Annotated in this window: 19 protein-coding genes; 6 read left to right on the top strand and 13 right to left on the bottom strand. The window is 57.9% G+C overall.

Annotation, left to right across the window (positions count from 1 at the left end):
* Window positions 1–328 precede the first annotated feature (328 nt).
* From RA28_RS03580 to RA28_RS03570, 3 genes are all read right to left on the bottom strand, one after another.
* Window positions 329–2,029, bottom strand: a complete 1,701-nt coding sequence (locus RA28_RS03580; RefSeq protein ID WP_039523795.1) for a peptidoglycan -binding protein — start codon at window positions 2,027–2,029, stop codon at window positions 329–331.
* Window positions 2,030–2,032: 3 nt separating this feature from the next.
* Window positions 2,033–3,211 (bottom strand): hypothetical protein, encoded by a 1,179-nt coding sequence (locus tag RA28_RS03575; RefSeq protein ID WP_039523793.1) that lies wholly within the window; start codon window positions 3,209–3,211, stop codon window positions 2,033–2,035.
* A 69-nt stretch (window positions 3,212–3,280) separates the two neighbouring features.
* A complete protein-coding gene (locus RA28_RS03570; protein WP_039523791.1) occupies window positions 3,281–3,811 on the bottom strand; it encodes a gamma-glutamylcyclotransferase in 531 nt (176 codons plus the stop codon).
* A 67-nt stretch (window positions 3,812–3,878) separates the two neighbouring features.
* Here RA28_RS03570 and RA28_RS03565 point away from each other — a divergent pair, with 67 nt between their 5' ends.
* Window positions 3,879–4,880, top strand: a complete 1,002-nt coding sequence (locus RA28_RS03565) for a DUF2125 domain-containing protein (protein ID WP_039523790.1) — start codon at window positions 3,879–3,881, stop codon at window positions 4,878–4,880.
* On the opposite strand, the gene RA28_RS03560 is transcribed toward RA28_RS03565, so the two are convergent.
* From RA28_RS03560 to RA28_RS03545, 4 genes are all read right to left on the bottom strand, one after another.
* Window positions 4,877–5,680 (bottom strand): extensin-like domain-containing protein, encoded by an 804-nt coding sequence (locus RA28_RS03560; protein ID WP_241481056.1) that lies wholly within the window; start codon window positions 5,678–5,680, stop codon window positions 4,877–4,879. The two genes, RA28_RS03565 and RA28_RS03560, sit on opposite strands and share 4 nt — an antisense overlap.
* Window positions 5,681–5,727: 47 nt before the next feature.
* Complete coding sequence (locus tag RA28_RS03555; protein WP_039523786.1) at window positions 5,728–6,642, bottom strand: prephenate/arogenate dehydrogenase family protein; 915 nt, start codon at window positions 6,640–6,642, stop codon at window positions 5,728–5,730.
* A complete protein-coding gene (gene hisC, locus RA28_RS03550; RefSeq protein ID WP_039523785.1) occupies window positions 6,639–7,724 on the bottom strand; it encodes a histidinol-phosphate transaminase in 1,086 nt (361 codons plus the stop codon). Before hisC ends, RA28_RS03555 begins: the two co-directional genes overlap by 4 nt.
* Window positions 7,725–7,789: 65 nt before the next feature.
* On the bottom strand, window positions 7,790–9,205 hold the full coding sequence (locus RA28_RS03545; protein WP_039523780.1) for an aminotransferase class V-fold PLP-dependent enzyme: 1,416 nt from the start codon (window positions 9,203–9,205) through the stop codon (window positions 7,790–7,792).
* A gap of 103 nt (window positions 9,206–9,308) precedes the next feature.
* Here RA28_RS03545 and RA28_RS03540 point away from each other — a divergent pair, with 103 nt between their 5' ends.
* Complete coding sequence (locus RA28_RS03540; RefSeq protein ID WP_039523778.1) at window positions 9,309–9,770, top strand: Lrp/AsnC family transcriptional regulator; 462 nt, start codon at window positions 9,309–9,311, stop codon at window positions 9,768–9,770.
* Window positions 9,771–9,893: 123 nt separating this feature from the next.
* Here the strand turns inward: RA28_RS03540 and rpsD are convergent, their stop codons facing one another.
* The 6 genes from rpsD to RA28_RS03510 form a co-directional block, all read right to left on the bottom strand.
* Window positions 9,894–10,514 carry a 30S ribosomal protein S4 gene (gene rpsD, locus RA28_RS03535; RefSeq protein WP_039523776.1) on the bottom strand — a complete coding sequence of 207 codons (621 nt, stop codon included), beginning with the start codon at window positions 10,512–10,514 and terminating at the stop codon, window positions 9,894–9,896.
* A gap of 285 nt (window positions 10,515–10,799) precedes the next feature.
* A complete protein-coding gene (locus RA28_RS03530; protein WP_152612001.1) occupies window positions 10,800–11,303 on the bottom strand; it encodes a hypothetical protein in 504 nt (167 codons plus the stop codon).
* A 292-nt stretch (window positions 11,304–11,595) separates the two neighbouring features.
* Complete coding sequence (locus RA28_RS03525) at window positions 11,596–12,741, bottom strand: ABC transporter permease (protein ID WP_039523775.1); 1,146 nt, start codon at window positions 12,739–12,741, stop codon at window positions 11,596–11,598.
* Window positions 12,738–13,664 carry an ABC transporter ATP-binding protein gene (locus RA28_RS03520; RefSeq protein WP_039523774.1) on the bottom strand — a complete coding sequence of 309 codons (927 nt, stop codon included), beginning with the start codon at window positions 13,662–13,664 and terminating at the stop codon, window positions 12,738–12,740. The genes RA28_RS03525 and RA28_RS03520 overlap by 4 nt, the downstream gene beginning before the upstream one ends.
* Window positions 13,661–14,614: an HlyD family secretion protein gene (locus RA28_RS03515; protein WP_039525682.1), complete on the bottom strand. Its 954-nt coding sequence runs from the start codon at window positions 14,612–14,614 to the stop codon at window positions 13,661–13,663. Before RA28_RS03515 ends, RA28_RS03520 begins: the two co-directional genes overlap by 4 nt.
* Before the next feature lie 193 nt (window positions 14,615–14,807).
* Complete coding sequence (locus RA28_RS03510) at window positions 14,808–15,296, bottom strand: Lrp/AsnC family transcriptional regulator (RefSeq protein WP_342585413.1); 489 nt, start codon at window positions 15,294–15,296, stop codon at window positions 14,808–14,810.
* A 72-nt stretch (window positions 15,297–15,368) separates the two neighbouring features.
* On the opposite strand from RA28_RS03510, the gene RA28_RS03505 reads away from it, so the two are divergent.
* From RA28_RS03505 to RA28_RS03490, 4 genes are all read left to right on the top strand, one after another.
* Window positions 15,369–16,379, top strand: a complete 1,011-nt coding sequence (locus RA28_RS03505) for a pyridoxal-phosphate dependent enzyme (RefSeq protein WP_039523773.1) — start codon at window positions 15,369–15,371, stop codon at window positions 16,377–16,379.
* Complete coding sequence (locus RA28_RS03500) at window positions 16,372–17,499, top strand: amidohydrolase (RefSeq protein WP_039523772.1); 1,128 nt, start codon at window positions 16,372–16,374, stop codon at window positions 17,497–17,499. The genes RA28_RS03505 and RA28_RS03500 overlap by 8 nt, the downstream gene beginning before the upstream one ends.
* 81 nt (window positions 17,500–17,580) lie before the next feature.
* Window positions 17,581–18,765, top strand: coding sequence for a hypothetical protein (locus RA28_RS03495; protein ID WP_052261259.1), 1,185 nt, complete (start codon window positions 17,581–17,583; stop codon window positions 18,763–18,765).
* Window positions 18,766–18,777: 12 nt separating this feature from the next.
* Entirely contained in the window at window positions 18,778–20,376 is a 1,599-nt protein-coding gene (locus RA28_RS03490) for a hypothetical protein (RefSeq protein WP_039523771.1), read from the top strand.
* Window positions 20,377–20,399 lie beyond the last annotated feature (23 nt).

The following is a 20,399-nucleotide window of genomic DNA, read 5'->3' as shown; positions in this document are numbered from 1 at the left end:
CACGCCATGGTTCCACAAAAACCTATGCGCCCAACGATCGCGCGCAAACGCGTTCTCGGGCTTACCTTTGACCAGCCACAGATGGGGCGCGAAACGCTCAACGCGTTTCAGCCAAAACGTCTCGCCTTGGTGGCCTTTGCATGGTGTTACGCGGCGATAAGGCGCTCGCAGGGCTCTACTGATGGCAAATTGAACGTCTTTTACCCTGTCTTTCACGCGCTTTCCCCGACTATCTGCCCCACAGATATAGGGTCATTGCCGTCGCGTTTCACCTTATGTGGTCTGAATTCCTTATCGCATCCGCCCGAACGGTTCGCCGGACGGCGTATTACCGCTCAGTCAGTTTCAGCTCGATCCGGCGGTTCTGAGCGCGTGCTTCGGGCGTGTCGTCTGGATTGACCGGCTGGAATTCACCAAAACCATTCGCCGCAAGACGCTGGGGCGGGATGTCCAACGCATCCACCATATAGCGCACTACGGACAACGCGCGTCCTTGGCTAAGCTCCCAATTGTCGCGGTATCGCCCGGAGCCTGCCAAAGGCACGTTGTCGGTATGACCGTCCACTCGGATCACCCAGTTCAGACCTTCGGGGATCTCTGCCGCGACGCTGCGAAGAATGTTCGCAACCTTGGCGACCTCTTGCCGTCCCTCAGCGGACAGGACCGCGGACCCGGTGTCGAACAAAACCTCGGACGAAAAGACAAAGCGGTCACCTTCGATCCGCACACCCTCTTGATCGCCAAGAACATCGCGCAATCGGCCGAAGAATTCCGATCGATACCGTTGCAGGTCTTCCGCCTGTGCCGTCAATTGCTGGTTCTGGCCTGCCAATTCTTCGGCTTCGGCTTCCAGCCGCACGCGCTCTGCCTCTTCCAGAAGACGGCGCCGCCGTTCCTCTGATGCGGCCCGCGCCAGTGCTGCGTTCAGGTCCTGCCCCAATGTCTGTATGCGGATTTCAGCCGCGGTATTTCGGTCCTCATAGTCATCCAATAGCGCCTGTAACGAACCGAGCTGTCCGCGCAATGCGGACATTTGTTGGTTCAGCAGGGCCGTCTGCCGTTGTGCTTCGGTCGAGATTTCCCGTTCCGACGCCAACGAGTCCCGCGCCGCGGCCAGCAACGCAGCCCGTTCTTCGGCCAGTGATCTTTGCTCGGCTGCGTCCGTCTGCGCCTGGGTCTGCGCGTCGAGCGCAGCTTGCAATTGCGCTTTCAGTTGCTCGGGGTTCAGTTCACCGAACTGACGTTCCAGTTCGGCTTTTGCGGACTGCGCAGCAGCGAGCAGTGTCAGCGTATCTTCGGCCTCTTGTCGTTGCGCCTCAAGCGCGAGGGTCATGGCCGTGAGTTCCGCATCGGCATTTTGCAGACGATTGCGCAAGGCTTCTGCGGCGGCGGCTTCGGCAAGGCGGGCTGCCTCTTCGTCGGAAAGCTGTTGTTCCAGTTCGGCAATCTGGGCGGTCTGGGTTGCATCACTGCTCTCCAGATCGGCCACCAGTGCCTCCAGCGCTTCGCGTCGGGCGGCTGCCAAACGTGCGGCTTCGGCCTGAGCATCAACTTCTTCACGGCTTTGCGCCAATGCAAGGTTCAGCGCCTCTTGTTCCGACAACAAATTGTCCCGCTGCGCCTGTAAATCCGCACGAAGCGATTCCAACGCTGCAATGTCCGTCTGTGCCCGGGCTTGATCGGCCAGCAATGCCGCGACTTCCGCTTCAAAAGCCGTGATGCGGCCCTGTGCCTGCGCAAGATCATCTTCGACGCGCGTCAATGTTGTGTTCAATGCGCCGAGTCGGGCTTGCAGGCGGCTGTTTTCCCGTTCTTCCAATCCCAGCGCGCCGGCGAGGGCGGCAACTTCGTCCGACAGGGCCGTAAGTTCGTCCTCCTGCCCCGAGATGGTTTCACGCAAAACGAACTGCACGATCATGAAGATGGTCAGCACGAATGTCAGTACCATCAGCAATCCGGTCATCGCATCCACGAAGCCAGGCCAGACCGAGCCCTGAAAGCGTTGACCGGTACGGCGGGAAAGGGCCATCCCCTATTCCCCTTCCGGGGGCGTTCGCACAGCCCCACGCGGCAGTGTCAATGCCTTGACCAGCAACTCGAAGTCCTTGCGCAACTCATTCATGCTGTCCTGACGGCCTGCCGAGATTTCTTCGAGAATACGCAGCAATTGAACGTCCATCGAGCGCAGGCGCATACGGCTTTCGGCGTCAATCCCCTCACCCGCGCCGTGATCCCGCATATGATCCAGCAACGCATCCTGGCCCAGCGCGACACGCTCCAGCGCGGCGGTCACGCCTTCGCCCTGCGCCTGACGCTGATTCATGTCGCCTATGGCATCAACAAGTTGTCCGAGCTTTGCAGACACATCCGCCCGGTCCGCTTCCTGAGCTGTGAACATATCCTGCAGGGCGTCCATCTGTTCGGCCATCGTGTCCAGAACCGGTGTCAGAACGGCAAGTTCGGCGCCACCGTCGTCGGACCCGCCAAGGCCGACGCGGGTGATCCCCGAAAGCCATTCTTCCAACTCGCGATAGAACCGGTTCTGACCGTGACCGGCAAACAATTCCAGAAGACCGACTATCAGCGACCCGGCAAGGCCCAGCAAGGACGACCCAAAGGCGACGCCCATGCCCTGCAACTGTGCCTCAAGCCCGGTCATGAGGCGGTTGAACACGGTCAGGCCTTCTTCGCCTTCCTGCGGGTTCAGGCTGCGGATTGTGTCGACAATCGCCGGAACCGTGGTCGCCAGACCAAAGAACGTTCCCAACAGGCCAAGATAAATCAGAACATTGGTAATATACCGGGTGATTTCACGCTCTTCTTCGATCCGTTCAGCCACCGAATCCAGAATCGACCGTCCGGAACTTGAACTTATGTGCGACCGCGCGCCCCGGGACCGCAGCAATGAGGCCAAAGGGGCAAGCAGTTGCGGCGGGCGCACATCGTCGCGTTCTACGCCGCCCACGAAAGCTTCGATCCAGCGCACCGATCCGATCAACTGGGTCACCTGAAAAAAACAGGCCAACACGCCTATAATGAACACCAGAAAGATGAACCCGTTCAGATACAGGTTCGCCTGAAAAACCGGCAACACGTAAGGCAACGCCAGAAACACTCCCAGACCGGACAACCCGATTGCGATCAACATCATCAGGATTTGTCGGATGGGTTGCGAGAAATGCGGTCTCGCGCCCTGCTGTGCCTGCGCCATGCGCGTGTTTCCCGGTTTTTGCCTGCTTTGCGCCAAACCTAGCGAAAACGCCGCGATGACGCCAAGGGTTTATGCGGTAATTGTGCGCACCCGTTGCGACAACCACTCAAGGTCCGGATCGTGCAGCCCGATCTCGGTCAGATGTTCGGCGGTATTGTACAGGTACTCGGTATTCGGACCGCGCCCGCCAACCGCGTGGGCGATGATCTGCGCCTGTTCCTCCAACGGCATGCCACCGCAATACTGGACGTGATGAGGATCTATCACGTAGGTCACGGCGTTCACGACTTCGCCGGAGTTCAAATTCACGTCCAGCGTCCGCTCCAGATAAGCGGAAGAAATCAACTCGCGTTCGCGCAGTTCATCCAGCGTTCGGTCTTCGTGACCGGCCTCGACCGCCAATGCCAGACCAGTGCATTGCGCGTCAGCCTGTTCATCCAATGCCAGCACCAGTCCGGGGTTCTCTTCCGTGCCGCGATGGTGGATCGAGCTCATGCAGAAAGACCTTGCATACCCGTGCAGTGTCGCATGTTCGCTGCGCGCCACCGGAAAGCCCGGATTCCACAGCAGCGATCCGTATCCGAATACCCACATCGTCATTGCACTGGTCCTTGCCTGTTTGCGCCTATAAACATCAATTCAAGAGCAGGAAAAAGGGCCATTCCTCATGCGCCGTCTGATACGGGTATTGATTTTCATCGCGATTGCGTGGAGCGCCTATTGGTTCATCGCCGGTTATGGGCTGCGCACCGCATTGACCGGATGGTTCAACAATCAGCAACAGCTGGGCTGGCAAGCCGACTTCTCGGAGGTCGAGACAGCCGGGTATCCGACGCACCACATAACCCGGTTGATAAACCCGGCCTTGGCCGACCCGGTCAACGGTACAGCCTGGAGCGCGGATTGGATCGAGTTTCAAAGCCCCGCAATCTGGCCCGGGCAGCAGGTCTTGCGGTTTGCAGATACATCGCAGCGTCTGTCGTATTTCGACCAGACCGCTACGGTCATGGCGGACCGAATGCAGGCAGAGTTGCAACTGCAACCGGGCGTCGCACTTGTACTTGAGAAAATGGCTCTGACCTCGGGCCCTTGGTCGGTGTCAGAGGACGATACCGCTCAGGCTGCCGGCGAAAATCTTGGTATGATCATGGAGCAAACCTCCGATCCCGAGGTCTACCATATCTCGGCGCGCATCGACGGGTTTACACCCGGTGACGATCTGCGTGCACTCATGCGATCGGCGACCACCCTGCCGCAAGCGTTCGAGACGCTGGAACTGGACATGACAGTCGCGTTCGACAAACCGTGGGACCGAAGCGCGCTGGAACAAGGCAGACCGCAACCAACGAGCGTCGAGTTGAACCTTGCTGAGATGAAATGGGGTGAGCTGCGCCTTTTTGCGGCAGGTGATCTGGACGTCGACGAACAGGGTATTCCAACCGGCGAGATCGCGATCAAGGCCGAGAACTGGCGCGACATGATTGCAATGGCCAATGCCGCAGGAGCGCTGCCGGATCAAGCGGTCGACCCCGTAACACGGGCGTTGAATTTCCTTGCTGGCTTAGGCGGCAACCCAAACGCATTGGATCTGCAATTGAACTTCCGAGACGGGTTTGTCGCGCTCGGCCCACTTCCGCTTGGACCTGCGCCCCGATTGATCCTGCGTTAGCGACAATATGGTCCGCTGCGGTGGCGGGCCGTGTCCAGGTGGAAATGATCGCGATGATAGCGGTCCGAGTTTGGCCCCAAAACCGTTCCAAACGGTCCACATGCGCCGCGCCAGACTTTCTTCAGTTGCGTTTGCGATGGATTCTTACGCCACCCGCTTAGCACGGTCACGACCTCTCCGTCCGCCATTTTGAACGCAGATATATCAATGGCGCGGCCCTTGCCATGTTCAGAAATACGCGCGCCTTTTCGGTTGTTTCGGGTCCGGCACGCGTAGTGGGCGGCGACCTGCAATTCGACCACCGGCCCGCGACGCTTGAACGTGGGCTTGACCGATTTTTCCACCCATTTGTTCAGGGCGATTGCCGTTCCGCAATCCATCGTCGACGGTCGGCTGAGCACGACGCCAGAAACCGACGTGATCTGTACCGCGTCCTTGATACCGCAGGCTTTCACCTTGCTGCTCACCTTGCCAACCGGTTTGCCCTGAATGGCGATATCGCCGCAGACCGAGCTTTTGCGCAGTTTGCGTTTTTTGAACAGAACCTCCTGCTCCAGCGACTTTGGGCGCAGAAAGGGCTTCAAGGATATGTCCGGTCCCAACGTTGGCAGATCCACAGACCTTGCGGCCACCGCCACCTCTTGTGGCGAGGCAGGTCGCAATTGCGGGCGCATCTTTGTGATTGCCGCTGGCAATACGGTCGCGGTCGCGGATGCAGGGATGACGCTCGCAGATTCAACAGGTCTGGGCACGGGAAACAAAGACGTCTCGGGCGAGGCAGCGGACGCAGGCAGGGACATCAAGATGACGCAAAAAAACGCGAATGTGCCCAGCCAACCCCTCATTCCTATGCCTTCCCTCGTCCGAAATCCGGAGCGTCCGTGTCCTGCCCCGCGTCGATAATTCCGCGCCGAATGGCCCGTGTGCGGGTGAAATAGTCGAAAAGCTGTTCGCCGTCACCTGTTCGGATCGCGCGCTGCAACGCGAACAGCTCCTCTGTGAACCGGCCCAGAATTTCAAGCGTCGCGTCCTTGTTGGTCAAGAACACATCCCGCCACATCGTCGGATCCGAGGCAGCAATGCGGGTGAAATCACGAAAACCCGCCGCAGAGTATTGGATGACCTCGGTATCGGTCACGCGGCGCAGGTCATCCGCGACACCAACCATCGTATAGGCGATCAAATGCGGCGCATGTGACGTCACGGCCAGAACCAGGTCATGATGGTCCGCGTCCATCTCATCAACCTTTGATCCCAAACCCTCCCACAAAGCGCGCAGGTGTGCGGTCGCTTCCGGGTCCGAACCTTCGACCGGCACCAGCAAACACCAGCGGTTGTCAAAAAGTTCGGCAAATCCGGATTCTGGCCCGGAATGCTCGGTTCCCGCCAAGGGATGAGCCGGGATGAAATGGACCCCCTCAGGTATGTGCGGGCCGACATCCGCAATCACATGGCGCTTGACCGAACCGACATCTGACACCGTCGCGCCGGGCATCAACACCGGTGCGATCTCCTGTGCCAAAGGTCCCATCGCACCGACAGGCACGCAAAGCACGACCAGATCGGCGCCATCGACGGCCTCTTGCACCGTGTCACAAACCCTGTCACACAACCCAATTCGGCGAGCAGTAGCACGGGTCTCTTCCGATCGCGCAAAGCCAGTAACCTCGCCTGCAAGACCCGCACGCTTGATCCCCCAGTACATGGACGAAGCGATCAGTCCCAAACCGATCAATGCCACGCGGTCGTAAATCTGGCTCATGCAGCGCCCCCTTTGAACGCGGTGATGGCCGCAACCACGCGGCGGCATGCTTCTTCGTCCCCCACCGTGATCCGCAGGGCATTCGGCAGGTTGTATCCCGCAACCCGGCGCACGATCAAACCCTGCGTTTTCAGAAAGTCGTCGCAGGCTTCGGCCTCTGCCCTATCTGCAAACCTTGCAAGGATGAAGTTCGTAAATGACGGGTCCGAAGGCACGCCGATTTTGGCCAATTCTTCCGCGAGCCACACTCGCAAACGCGCGTTTTCTGCTTGGCAGAAGGTCAGAAACTCTTCATCGCGTGCGGCGGCTTCTGCCGCGGCAAGGGCCGTCAACGAAAGGTTAAATGGCTGACGTACCCTATTGAGAACGTCGATGATGTCCTGCGCGGCATACCCCCAACCGACGCGCATTCCCCCAAGGCCATAGACCTTGGAAAAGGTCCGCGTCATGATGACATTGGGAAAGCGATCAACCAGACCGGCGCCACCATCAAACCCATCGACAAACTCGGCATATGCCCCGTCGATCACCATCAGGCAATAGCGTGGAAGACCCTGCGCCAAACGTGTCAGATCCGCGTCGGAAATCATCGTCGACGTCGGATTGCCGGGGTTGGTGACAAATACGATCCGGGTTTGCGCCGTTGTCGCGGCGAGGATTGCATCGACATCCACATGGCGGTTCTTTTCGGCGACCATCACCGGCGTAGCGCCCGCCATCCGGGCGATGATCGGATACATGGAAAACCCATGCTCGGTGTGGATGACCTCGTCCCCGGGCCCGGCATAGGCCTGCGCTACAAATTGCAGAACTTCGTCGCTGCCGACGCCGCAAACGATCCGCGCCGGATCCAGCCCATGTTTCTCGCCGATCACCGAACGCAAGCTTGCGTGATCGGTGCTGGGATAACGATGCAAGTTTGCGGCGCTGTCACTGACCGCCTGAATGGCTTTCGGGCTTGGGCCAAACGGGTTTTCGTTCGAGCTCAGCTTGATGACATTATCGACCCCCGCCACATGCGACTGGCCGCCCTGATACAGCGCGATGTCCATGATGCCGGGTTGCGGGGTGATTTTCGTCATAAGAGGCTCCGTTGATTGAAGCCCCTCATACCTGTCTCAACGCGTTGAGAAAAGCGCCATTTCCGTCAGGCCGCTTTGAAGCGGGCCGTCGCCGGGTCGGCATTGTAATACGGTGTGAATTCTTCGGTCCTGCGGGACAATTCATCAACGCTGTCGATAATGAATTGCACGGTGTCCTCGCTCATCAGATACGAGAAATTCAGACGCACCCAGCCAGGTTTCTTCATCTCCTGCCCATCCATCAGGTCTGCATGCAACCCGTCCGAGGCTTCCCGATCTATGTCCAAAAGGCGATGCGCGTACGGGCCGGCGCAGGCGCATCCGCCCCGCGCCTGAATACCGTAAATGTCGCTCAGCATACGGGTAAAGAGCTGCTGATGAACCGGGTGCCCCGCCTTGTCGCGAACGAGGAAAGAAAAGATCGGCAATCGATGCGAATTGCCAACGCCCAACAACGTCAAATGCGGATTGCTTGCCCATCCGTCTATCGCCATCTGATTGTACTTGACCTCACGACGTGCGATCTCTTCGGTGCCGACTATGTCCTTTACGATGAATGCCAGCGCGGCGCGTATGTCACCGACAACGTTGGGTGTTCCTGCTTCTTCGCGCGTGGCCAGATCGTCACTGTAGTCGTGCCGCCACGGGGATACGAACTTGACGGTCCCGCCACCGGGCCAACTGGGGCAGGTTCGGTGAACTGCAGCCCCGTTCACGATCATTACACCCGACGCGCCCGGACCGCCTGGAAACTTATGGGGGGACACAACGATTGCATCCTTGCGCGCATCCTCCGGCCCCATATCCATCGGCAGATACGGTCCACCGCCCGCATAATCCCAAACCGACAACGCCCCGTGCGCTTTTAACAGACGCGTAATCGGATCAGCATCCGTAATGACCCCCGTGACGTTGGACGCCGCTGAAAACGAACCGATCAACAAATCCGATGCTGCGTGTGCAATCAGCGCTTCCTCAAGCGCGAGCATGTCGGGACCGCCCTCCTCGCCTTCGGGTATCTCGACCACGGTCGCCTTGCTTTCGCGCCAGGGCAGAATGTTGGAGTGGTGCTCGTACGGACCAATCAATACAACCGGCCGGTCAGCCTCTTGCACACCCATCAAACTGACCAGCCGGTTGAGCCCCGCAGTGGCGCCTGACCCGGCAAAAATCACCGTGTCTTCTCCCCTCGCACCAACAATACGGGCTATCTCTTCACGCGCCTCCCGGCGCAGTCGCGTCATGTAAGAACCGCAATATGAGGCCTCGGTATGGCTGTTTGCATAAAACGGCAGAACGTGCTGCGCGATATAGTCCTCGACTTGCCGCAACGCTCGGCCCGAGGCAACGTAATCCGCGTAAACAAGTGGTACGTCCCCAAACAAACCGGGGATCAGTACATTTTCGCCAATCAACCCGCGCCGCAATTCTGAAACCCGAGGGTCGGCCTCTAAGTCTGCGCGAAATTCGGACAGGGTCATTCTGATAGCTCCATCTTGTGACCTCAAAGGTGATTGGTTTTGATCCCGAAATCATCACCATTTTTTGGGTGATTTTTCGAATTTTTGTGTCATATGATCAGATATGAGGCAAAAAATAGATCAAATTGATACGCGCATCCTGAAAGAGCTGCAAACGAACGCAACGCTTTCCCAACGGGAACTCGCCGATCGCGTTGGATTGTCTCAGAATGCGTGTTGGCGACGATTGAAGGCGTTGACGGACAACGGCGTGCTTAGCGGGTCGACCGCACGGATCGCGCGGGAAAAACTCGGCCTCAGCCTCGTGGTTTTTGTGATGCTCCGCACGCGGCATCACTCAACCGAATGGCTTCAGGCGTTTCGCAGCCATGTTTTGACGATCCCCGAAGTCGTCGATTTCCATCGGATCGGCGGCGACTACGACTATCAGTTGAAGGTTGTGACGCAGGATATGGCGTCCTACGACAAAGTCTACCAACGGCTGATCGAGAAGGTCGAGTTGGACAGCGTGACCTCTTACTTCGCGATGGAGGCTATTGCCGAGGGGCGACCGCTCCCTCTTTGATCCGAATCTTCATCTGGCCCAAAATATCCCGGGGACGCCGCACAGCGGCGGGGGCAGAGCCCCAGCAAACAAAAAAGACCGCGCAGAATGCGCGGCACTTAATGTTCAGACTATCGGCGAAGATTAGTTCTTCGCGTAGAATTCAACAACCAGGTTCGGTTCCATCATGACCGGGTAAGGCACATCGCTCAGGCCCGGCGCGCGAACGAAGGTCGCGGTCATTTTAGAATGGTCGGCGTCGATGTAGTCAGGCACATCACGCTCGGCCAGGCCAACAGCTTCCAGAACAACGGCCAGTTGCTTGGACTTGTCCCGTACTTCGATGACGTCGCCTTCCTTGACACGGTAGCTGGGGATGTTGACCCGCTTGCCGTTCACTTTGACGTGGCCGTGGTTCACGAACTGACGCGCGGCAAACACGGTCGACACGAACTTGGCGCGGTAAACAACAGCGTCCAGGCGGCGCTCCAACAGGCCGATCAGGTTTTCACCGGTGTCGCCTTTGACACGCTCGGCTTCGGCGTAGATGCGGCGAAACTGCTTCTCGGTCAGGTCGCCATAGTAGCCTTTCAGCTTTTGCTTGGCGCGCAGCTGCAGACCGAAGTCCGACAGTTTGCCCTTGCGGCGCTGGCCGTGCTGGCCGGGGCCGTATTCGCGACGGTTGACCGGGGATTTCGGACGACCCCAGATGTTCTCGCCCATCCGGCGGTCGATTTTGTACTTGGCAGACGTGCGTTTGGTCACGGCTGATCTCCTTTATTGTGGCATTTCGGCTTGATCCGAAAACCGGTTCCCACTTTTCGGCCCGAAATCGCGTCTCCGCTCGGACCGTATGGTTCCGGTTTGGACCAGGCGTTGTGCCCGGTTATAAAGGGCGTTGTCCTCTTGGGTTTCCCCATGACAGGCATCCCCTTGCGGGGGCCACCAACACCAATGAAGCCGCGCTTATATCCGCGCGGCCACCAGAGTCAATATGAGAAAGAACACAGCTGGCAATACCCCCGCTTCGGGGAATTATCGGGCCAAAGCCTACTCAGCGGCGACCCCGGCAATCCGAGCGCGTCTGACTGCGGCGGTCCCGGTCGCTGTTGCAACAGAAGGAAACGCCACAACGGTTTCATCGGTTTTAAGGTTGCCTGCAGCACGCGCGGCAAAACTGACGGAACTGACCCAGAACTCCAGCTCACGCTGCGGGCATCCGTGTTCGAAAACCATCACCGCACGCGCGTCGCCGTCGACACGCACCAAATCCGCTACAAATCGCTGTGCGCCGTTCGAAAGTTCAAGTGTCGCAAAAACCTCTGCGTCACCATCAGCCAATCTTGCGGCCATACCAAGCGGAACTGCCCGCATTTGATCTTTGACGATTTGGGTGTTCAGACCCGCCCGACCTTCGGTTGCTATGTCGACAGAAGGTCCTCTCCAGGACCATGACGACCCAACGGACAGGTCGGCCAAAGATGCCGATTCTAGCCCATCCAGTTCGGTTTGGGTCCAGTAAACTGCTATGCGACCGTTTTCACCGGTTCTCATCCATCCGCCTGCACTGTTAAACATCCCACCTTTAACATTTTCTGTGTATCAACGAAAAAAGGGGCAGAAAAGAGACCGAAATGCAGCGTTCACATAAATGTTGCTTTCAGGTTAACCATTCTCCCGAACTCGCGAAGGTGGGGGCCGCTTTCGACCACGTCTGACTGCTGCGCAATTGGCTTTCCGCGCTCTGTTTTCCTGCATCGACGCCCGCCGCCATCAATGTTCAAGCGGGCGAATGCTGCCCCTGGCACATCATGATTGGCATTCGGGGCAAATGACCGCGAAGCGCTTACCCCAAGCGCTTCTTGAACCTCAGCGTTGCGGCCAGCAATCCGAGGGCGGCAAAGCCAATCATCCACAGGATTTCCCAGCGTAGTTCATAAAGCGACGCGTCGCGCAGGACCACGCCCCGGATCATGTCCATGAAATGGGTGGCGGGCAGAACCTGCGCGATGATCTGAACCGGCTGCGGCATACCGTCAAACGGGAACATGAACCCCGACATCAGGATCGACGGCAACAAGATGAAAATGGTCATCTGCATCGACTGCAACTGGTTCTGCGCAAGTGTTGAAATCACCAACCCCAGCGACAGGCTGGCGATAATGAACAACAGCGTCACCACCAACAGCGTTCCCAAGCCTCCGTTTATCGGAACGTCAAACAGAACGTGCCCTAGGCCGAGAATGATGGCGACCTGGATGAGGCCCAGAAAGATGTAAGGAATGATCTTCCCGACCATCAACTCAATAGACTTGATGGGCGTGTTGATCAGCATCTCCATATTGCCCCGTTCGCGTTCCCGAACGATGGCGGCCGAGGTGAACAGGATCATCGTCATGGTCAGGATAACCCCCACGAGACCCGGCACGATATTGACCGCCGATCGCTGTTCCGGGTTGAAGTAGAGCGTCACCTCAAAAGTTGGAACCTGCCGATTTGGCGGTAGTTTCAACAATTCGGTCAGCGGCATGGTGCGCAGCGATTTGATCGCGCTGGCCACCATCGTGTCCGAGCCATCAACGATCCAATGGGCCACCGGTCTGCTGCTGGTCTGATTTGTTGCGTCGGGCAATCCCAACCCGACAGAAGGGCTGCGCGCAAGACGATCCGCGACATCCGGCGGTATGATCAGTGCGGCGCGCACGCGGGATTCCGTGATTGCGCGTTCCGCCTCCTGCGGTGTCGTAAGCTCCTCCACCACCGTCACAACCTGCGTGGCCTGAACCAACTGGCCGAGCGTCCGCGACAACTCGGTTCTGGACTGGTCCACAAGCGCGACAGGCACGTGACGCAGGTTTGTATTGATCGCATAACCAAACAACAACAACTGGATCAGCGGGATCATGATCACCATTGCAAAGGTCATCTTGTCCCGCCGCAGTTGTAACAGCTCTTTCTTCAGGACAGCAGCAACGCGGCGCGGTGAAATCATGTCTCGGGCCCTCGGGTTGCGCTGACGAACACGTCTTCGAGGTTTGGCCGCTGCGGTGTCAGGGACAGATCGGGAAACGCGTCGAGTTGATGGCGCACCATGTCCACAGGCTGAGATTCGGACTTGTCAACCAGAACGCGCAGCCGCGACCCGACCTGAGCCGTTGATAGTATCTTGGGCTTTCCATCCAGCTCGTGCTTGACCGTTCGCAGGTCCGGGCCTTCCACTTCGATGACATCGGCCTGCAGATCGTCCATCAATTGGCGCGGTGATCCATCCGCCTTTTTGACGCCGTGCTGCAAAATGGCCAATCGGTGACAGCGCTCGGCCTCGTCCATGAAATGGGTCGAGACGATCATGGTCGCGCCCTGATCGACCAGATCGAACAACTGCTCCCAAAAGGTCCGGCGCGTTTCGGGGTCTACGGCAGAGGTCGGTTCGTCCAGAAACAGCAGTTTCGGGCGATGCATAACAGTTGCGGCGAGGGCCAGTTTTTGCCGCTGACCACCGCTCATGCTGCCGCTCAATTGGTTGACGTTTGTTGTCAGGTCATAGGTTTGCAGCAGTTCGTCGATCCGTGTAGCGGCCGCCTTCGGTGGGATGCCGTAGATTTCCGCCGCAAACCTGAGGTTTTCCATCACCGTCAGGTCGCGGTAATAGGAAAAAATCTGGGTCATGTACCCGATTTCGTTCTTCAGTGGCTCTGCGGCTTCGGGCATGGATTGCCCCAGTACCGAGATCGATCCGCTGCTGGGGGTCAGCAAACCGGTCAACATGCGCATGGTCGTCGTCTTGCCGCAGCCATTGGGGCCGAGAAATCCGTAGATCTGGCCCATTCTGATCTCCAGATCCAGATTGTCGACTGCGATGTTTTCCCCGAACCGCCGGGTCAGACCCTGCGTCGAGACAACAACGTCACTCATGGCATTTGGACCTGCACCGGCACCCCGGCAGGCAAATCCGGTGACGCGGCGGGCAAGTCAATTTCGGCCAGATAGACCAAACGTGTCCGATCATCCTTGTTCAAACCGTAATAGGGCGTGAACGAGGCGTCGTCGCTGATCCATCGAACAACGCCTTCTTGCGGGTTCTCAAGCCCATCAATGCGCACTTCAAGCGTGTCGCCCGGTTTCAGGTTAACGCGATGCGGCTCCGGCACATAAACGCGGGCATAGGGGACTTGCCCGGTCACCAACACCGCAACGGGACTGCCCGACGCAACTCGTTCACCGAGGTTCCACGGCAGCGAATCCAGTACTCCGTCGCGCGTTGCGACAACGGTCAGGTCATCCAATACGGTCTGTTCGGCAACGACCAGAGCCTCTGCCGCGCGCACGTTGGCTTCGGCTACGGCCAAATCTTCCGGTCGGGTTCCGTTTTGCAGTTCCTTTAGCGACTCTCGCGCACTGGTCAGTTCCGCCCGCGCAGAGTCCCGCAATGCCAGATCATTCGCGACCTGTGCTTCGGTCACGACGGAGTTTTCAACCAGCCGGACGTTTCGGTCATAAATCGCCTCTGCATCCGCCAGCCGAGCGACGGCACCGGCCACTTTTGCCTTCGCAATCGCAATCTCTTCCTCGCGCGGGCCGACTTGCAGCTTCAAAAGCGTGGCCTGCGCCTTTTCAAGTTCAGCCTGCGCCAGCGCCAGTTTCGAGGTCTGCAAAGTGTTGTCGAGCTGGACCAACGTGTCGCCGGCCTTGACCACGGTTCCCTCCGCCACCGGCAAATCGACGATGATTTCGTTGGCCGTAGCGGTCAACGCCACACGATCACGGGCAAGAACGCCCAGCGCCATGCTTGTGTCAGAGCCCGCGCACCGATCCAGAACTGCGGGAAGTATCGCGGCAAAAATCAGCGGTATTGGGATCGTCATGTTGAGCAAGGACCACCTCCTGTGACGGGCTTGAGCGTGTCATCAAAGCATACAATCAGGAAATTCAATTTGTATATACGGATAATCCGATGCCACTAAAGCCTAAGCCACGTTGGGTTGCGCAGTAAAACAAACAGGGGTTCTTTTTCCTTAGCGCTCAAATTGGTGTTTACATCTTGAACCCCATACAGTCTTAGACATCTTCCTTAACCTGAAGGCCCAATCCGACCTTCTTGCGCCCCATCACAACCGAGGTTCTGAAACGCCGTACATTGGGATTATCAAAAAACAGGCGCTTGGTCAGTTCTTCAAAGTCCTCCATATCTCGTGCGGTGCAGATCAGGCAGAAGTCCGCCTCTCCTGTCACGTAGTAGCATTGCTGAACCCTCGGCTCTGATTGAACCTGACGCGAAAACGCGTCGATCTGATCCTGTCGTTCGCGTTCGAGTTCGACCATGACAACAAAGCTCATGGCAACGCCGACCTTTTTGGGGTCAAGGATGGCGACTTCCGACAGAATAGCACCCGAGTCGCGAAGCGCCCTGAGGCGGCGCTGAACAGAGGCGACGGACAAACCTGTTTCGGCGGCCAGCGCCTCAAGCCCCATCCGCGCATTTGACTGAACCAAATTCAGCAGATGCCGATCAGGCGCATCGAGTTTTACGGTCATTTTCGCGCTCATTTCGAGAATCCTTCTCGTATTTTAGCATAATGTGAGCAAATTCAATCGGGCTGCGCGGGTATACTGGCAGACATGAAAAAAGCAATCACACTCGACGTAACTCAGCCCCTTGCACTGCTTGCTGCCTGTCCGGCTTACAACCCCAGTCCGCTGACCACCTGCCAGTTGGATGGGCGATCAATTCTGATCAAGGACGAAACAAAACGTATGGGTCTTGGCGCGTTCAAGGCGCTCGGCGGGGTCTATGCGGTCGCAAAGCTCATCGAAGCGCGCTTGGGCTATCCCATTGCCCCGCAGGAACTTCTTGATGCGCCGTGTCGAGCAATTGCTTCCGATATGGTCTTTGTTTGCGCAAGCGCGGGCAATCACGGGTTGGCCGTGGCGACAGGTGCACGAGTATTCGGTGCACGCGCAAGAATCCATTTGGCCCAAACGGTGCCCGAGGACTTTGCGATACGCCTGCGCGACAAAGGTGCCGAAGTTGTGCGTTCTGGCAACAATTACGAAGCAAGCGTCAACGCAGCTGTTTCGGATTGCGAAGCAACAGGTGCAATTCACCTCGCCGATGGCTCTTGGCCCGGATACACGGAACCGCCACGACTGGTGATGGAAGGCTATACCGTCATCGCAGAAGAAATGCGTAGGTCGTTCGCAAGGAATGGGAACTGGCCGAGTCATGTCTATTTGCAGGCTGGTGTCGGTGGTTTGGCTGCCGCGATCGCTCATATGATCCGCTCAACTTGGGCCGAACAGCCAAAAATCATCGTCGTCGAGCCAGTTGCCGCGCCCTGCCTTCGCGAAAGTGCAATTGCAGGCCGGATTGTCACTGTCGAAGGACCGACCTCAACCATGGGTCGATTGGATTGCAAAACCCCGTCCATGCTGGCGCTGAACATATTGATGTCATGTGCAGACGAATGGGTTACCGTAAGCGATGAACAAGCATCCGAGGCGGTGGAAACGGCCCGAGCCACAGGGTTCCTGACCACGCCATCCGGGGCGGCTGGCCTTTCCGCGTGTCTGAGGCAAGACGCCGCCCGGCCTTTGATCATTTTGTCAGAAGGGAGCGTTTCGGATGCTTGACCTAACCCGTTTCCGCCGCGATCTGCACGCCCACCCAGAGACTGGGTTTGACCTTGAGCGTACGCCGCACCTGATTGCCGAGCGTTTGGAACACGCAGGGTTGGAGGTTACGCGGGGCGTCGGGCAGTCCGGCCTTGTCGCCACCCTTCGGCGAGGCCCGGATGAGACTGCAATCGGTTTTCGCGCCGACATGGATGCGCTGCCAATTGAAGAAGCCAATTCCTTTGCGCATCGTTCGACTGTCGCGGGCAAGTTCCACGGATGTGGCCATGACGGGCATAGCACCATGCTGATGGGCGCTGCCTTGCGCCTGTCCGCAGATCCGGCCCTAAAGCGGACCGTGCATTTCGTGTTTCAACCGGATGAAGAAAACGGCAACGGCGCCGCAGCCATGATCTCGGACGGTCTTTTCGACCGTTTTCCGATGTCCGCGATTTACGGCCTGCACAACTTGCCGGGTATGAAACTTGGCCACTTCGCAACACAACCCGGCCCCTTCTGCGCCTTCGAAGACAATTTCGAGATCAGGATCAAGGGAAAAGGTGGCCATGCTTCGGAACCGGACAAAGGGATAGACCCTATCGTGGTCGGCTCAGCGATTGTAACGCAACTGCAGTCCATCGTTTCGCGTACCATGCCCGCAAGCGAACATGCCGTGGTGTCGGTGACCGAATTCGTCACTGATGGAGCACGCAATGTTCTGCCCAGCAATGTAACCTTGCGCGGGGATTGTCGCGGGTTTTCTGCTGCCGTCTCAAACATGATCGAAAGGCGGATGCGCGCCATCGTCGACGGGACATGTGTCGCGTACGGGGCGCGGGCTCAGGTCGATTACTCCACTTCTTTCCAGCCGCTTATGAACGATGAGTGGGCCACTGGCGTTGTGGCAAATGCGGCACGCGAAGTCGGTTCGGTGAATGATGGATTTGGACGGGTCGGTTTTTCCGAGGATTTCGCCGAATTTCTGTCCCATCGTCCCGGGGCGTTTGTCCTGATGGGCAACGGGACGGACGGATCGGCGTCCATGCCGCTTCACAACCCGGAATACGACTTCAATGACAAGGCTATCGAACACGGTGTTTCATTTTGGGTCAATCTGGCCCATCAACCCGGGCCTTGATCGGGCTTTCAAAGCCATAGTCCCGGACGAATGATTGCTTGCAAATAAAAACACCATTGCGCACGTCTGAACCGAACCACCTTGCGCAAACTTCCTGTCTGGGTGGTTGCAACCGCCAAATACGCCTTTGATGGTGGGCAAGCCAAGACGCGTGCGGCGCCCGAATTTCTGATCTCGCTGCGATTGTGTTACACTGATGTCGTTTCAATCAGTGCATTTTCGGAGTTTTCTATGTTCAACTATTCTGATCCATCTGGGTCCGATCATCTTTCGCGTTTTCGCGCACTCAGCGAATGGCGTGGTCTGCTCGAGGCCGCTTATCGCGACGCGGCCAAGCAACCTGACAGCGCGTTTACATGGATCGACGCCCTTCTTGATGTTGATGAAGCAAATCGCGAGGAAGCGACCATTCCCTGGAAAGCCTTCCCGATCCGCGTTGGGGGCACCGCCTCTCAGATCGACGCCAATCGCGCGCTTCAGGAGGAATACGTTGAATGGTCTGTTTTTCGCGATGCAACCGGGGCCGTGGACCGGATCACATTTACGACCGAGTTTCGGGAATATTTTGGGATTCTTGCCGGTGTGTCGCCCACGGGGATAAAGACGGCCATTGAGTCCATAAACCCCGGTGCAATCCCGACAAATGCCGAACTTTATGGGCGCAGCAACCTTACCGGTACGAGCAGTCGCCAGCGCGAGATTCTGTTTCTCAATCACTTGCGCGACAATCCGTGGAACAATGGCCAAAAGGGTATTCTGGCGCTGACAACGCCCGTCAATTCGATCCCTGCTCTGTTTGGCCTTGCAGCATTCTGTGGGATCGAAAAGGCAGGCTTGCCGGCCTCAGAGGTCTGCGCGAATGTCGGCGGCGCATGCGTGCCAGGGCGGCAATCAGACCCGCAGATTTGCACCGCATGCCAACAGCAAGTCCGCGCGGCGCGATCGTTTTCGCTGATCGACCCTATTGGCATCTTTATCCAGCGCCTCTCTGGCAATTGGACGGTTGGCGGCAACCAGATCGACATCAACGACCAATCCGCCGCCGATCCGCGATGGATTGTCAGCCGGAACGGACGGCGCGGCACCTTGCGTGTCGGCGGCGGGGATGAGCTTCGGCTGGATGGAGATCCGGTGGAAAGCGGTTCACAGGTAGCGGACAAGCTTTTTGTTGCGGCAACGGTCGCAATCGCTGCCGACGCCGATCTTCCTGAATGGGCCCGCACCGGAAAAGAAAATTTACAGCGACCCGACGCGCGTATCAATTGAGGGAGGAAGAGGATGCAACTGAAATCGATAGCCCTCACCATTGCCCTTGCAACCCCGGTTCAAGCGCAACAGCTGCTGCATCAGCCAACCGATGGCAGTGCGCCGTCGGCTATGCCTGCGGCAATTCTAAATCAGATTGACGACCCGTTCTTTAACATCGCCATTCAGGCATCACCTCAGCCGCTGGCGCTGACATCGCTCATCAATGTCTTTCTGGATGGCGGGCGTTCGGACTTTCAGAGCTTTGTGGTCGGCGAACAAATAGGCCGCAGCGCCCTGTCGACCGAATGCGGTCCGTCCAACCGGCGGATGGTGATCTCATTCACCGGGACGCATGCTCCCAGCGGTTCTGTGTTGGACAACAACGTCTTTTTCTCGGTCTTCATGACGCCAAACGGTCCCGTTGGGGACATCGAGGTTCTGGCATGGGATGCAGCTCACGGTACTTATAATTACTACAAGCTCGAAGGCGGAAGCTGGCGGTTCCGCAACAGTTCCAACGAACTTAAAACAGCGTCTTCCGGCGAGTTGTCTCAAGGATGCCTGAGCTGTCATGTCAACGGCGGGCCGATCATGAAGGAATTCACCTTTCCCTGGAATCATTGGCACAGCCTGCCCAACACTTTCGAGGCATTGTATTTGTTCCCCGGCGGCCAGAGTTGGCCAGTCGCCAATACCGGCTTTTTGGGCAACCGTTTGACCGGCGCACAAATTCTTGAAGTCTCGATTCAATCCTCTCTCCAACGGTTCACGGATGCCGAAGTGCGCAGCCATATCAACACGGCGGCAGATGGTACCACGACCGTGTCCAACCTGCCCGGCCTGCTGGACAGCCTGTTCAATCCCACCGAATTGAATTTGGGCAGTTCCAACAGCACGTCCGGTTTGGACGAAGGCGGCATTACGCAACGTGCCACGGGTCGCCTCAATATTCCCGACAGCTTCTTCGTGAACATCTTTCAGATGCGAGACATTGACTTGCCGGTGTTCGGCGGTCTGGGGCTGGTCACCAACGTGTTCACACCGGGCAATTTGGGGCTGTCGGTTGACGAGTACGAAGCGTTACTGATCAACGGCGGCGTAGAAACCAGTTGTATGCCGGGGCGCGACACCCTTTTCCCGTGGTTCGGGCCGGAACCGTCCGAATTTGATCGCAGGGTCGTTGAACGACTGAACCGACGGGGTATTGTCGACGATGCCTTTGTTGCTGCCGTGCTTGCAATAGATGTCGAGACGCCACTGTTTTCCGAGTCGCGCGCCGCGTTGCTGAAGCATGTGCCGCAACAGATAAGCGCCCCATCCCTGCCGCAGTTGCCTGAAGCCTTGCGTACATCGGTGATCGCCAACCTTGAAGCCGAGCCCAACCGATCTGAAACCGAGGAGGATTTTCTGTCTTTGTTGAGGAACGCTGACCCGGTGTCCGAACTGGATGCAAGGGTTCGGGCGTTCCTGACCCGCACCCAAAATCAGCTTGCCGACCCCGCGACGCGACAGCCCCACTTGCAAGAGCTTTTTGCTCGATTGCTTGACAACCGCGCGGCCTTCCAGACGCAGGCAATCAGTGCCCCGTTGAATGAGTTTCCGGGCCTGTTGCCAAGTCCGGCCAACTAGTTTGCGCGCGAATTGGGGCGCAG

The organism is Ruegeria sp. ANG-S4 (assembly GCF_000814005.1).
Lineage (GTDB): Bacteria > Pseudomonadota > Alphaproteobacteria > Rhodobacterales > Rhodobacteraceae > Ruegeria.
Note: the sequence above shows the minus strand (reverse complement) of the source record. Positions and strands in the feature narration are given on the sequence as shown.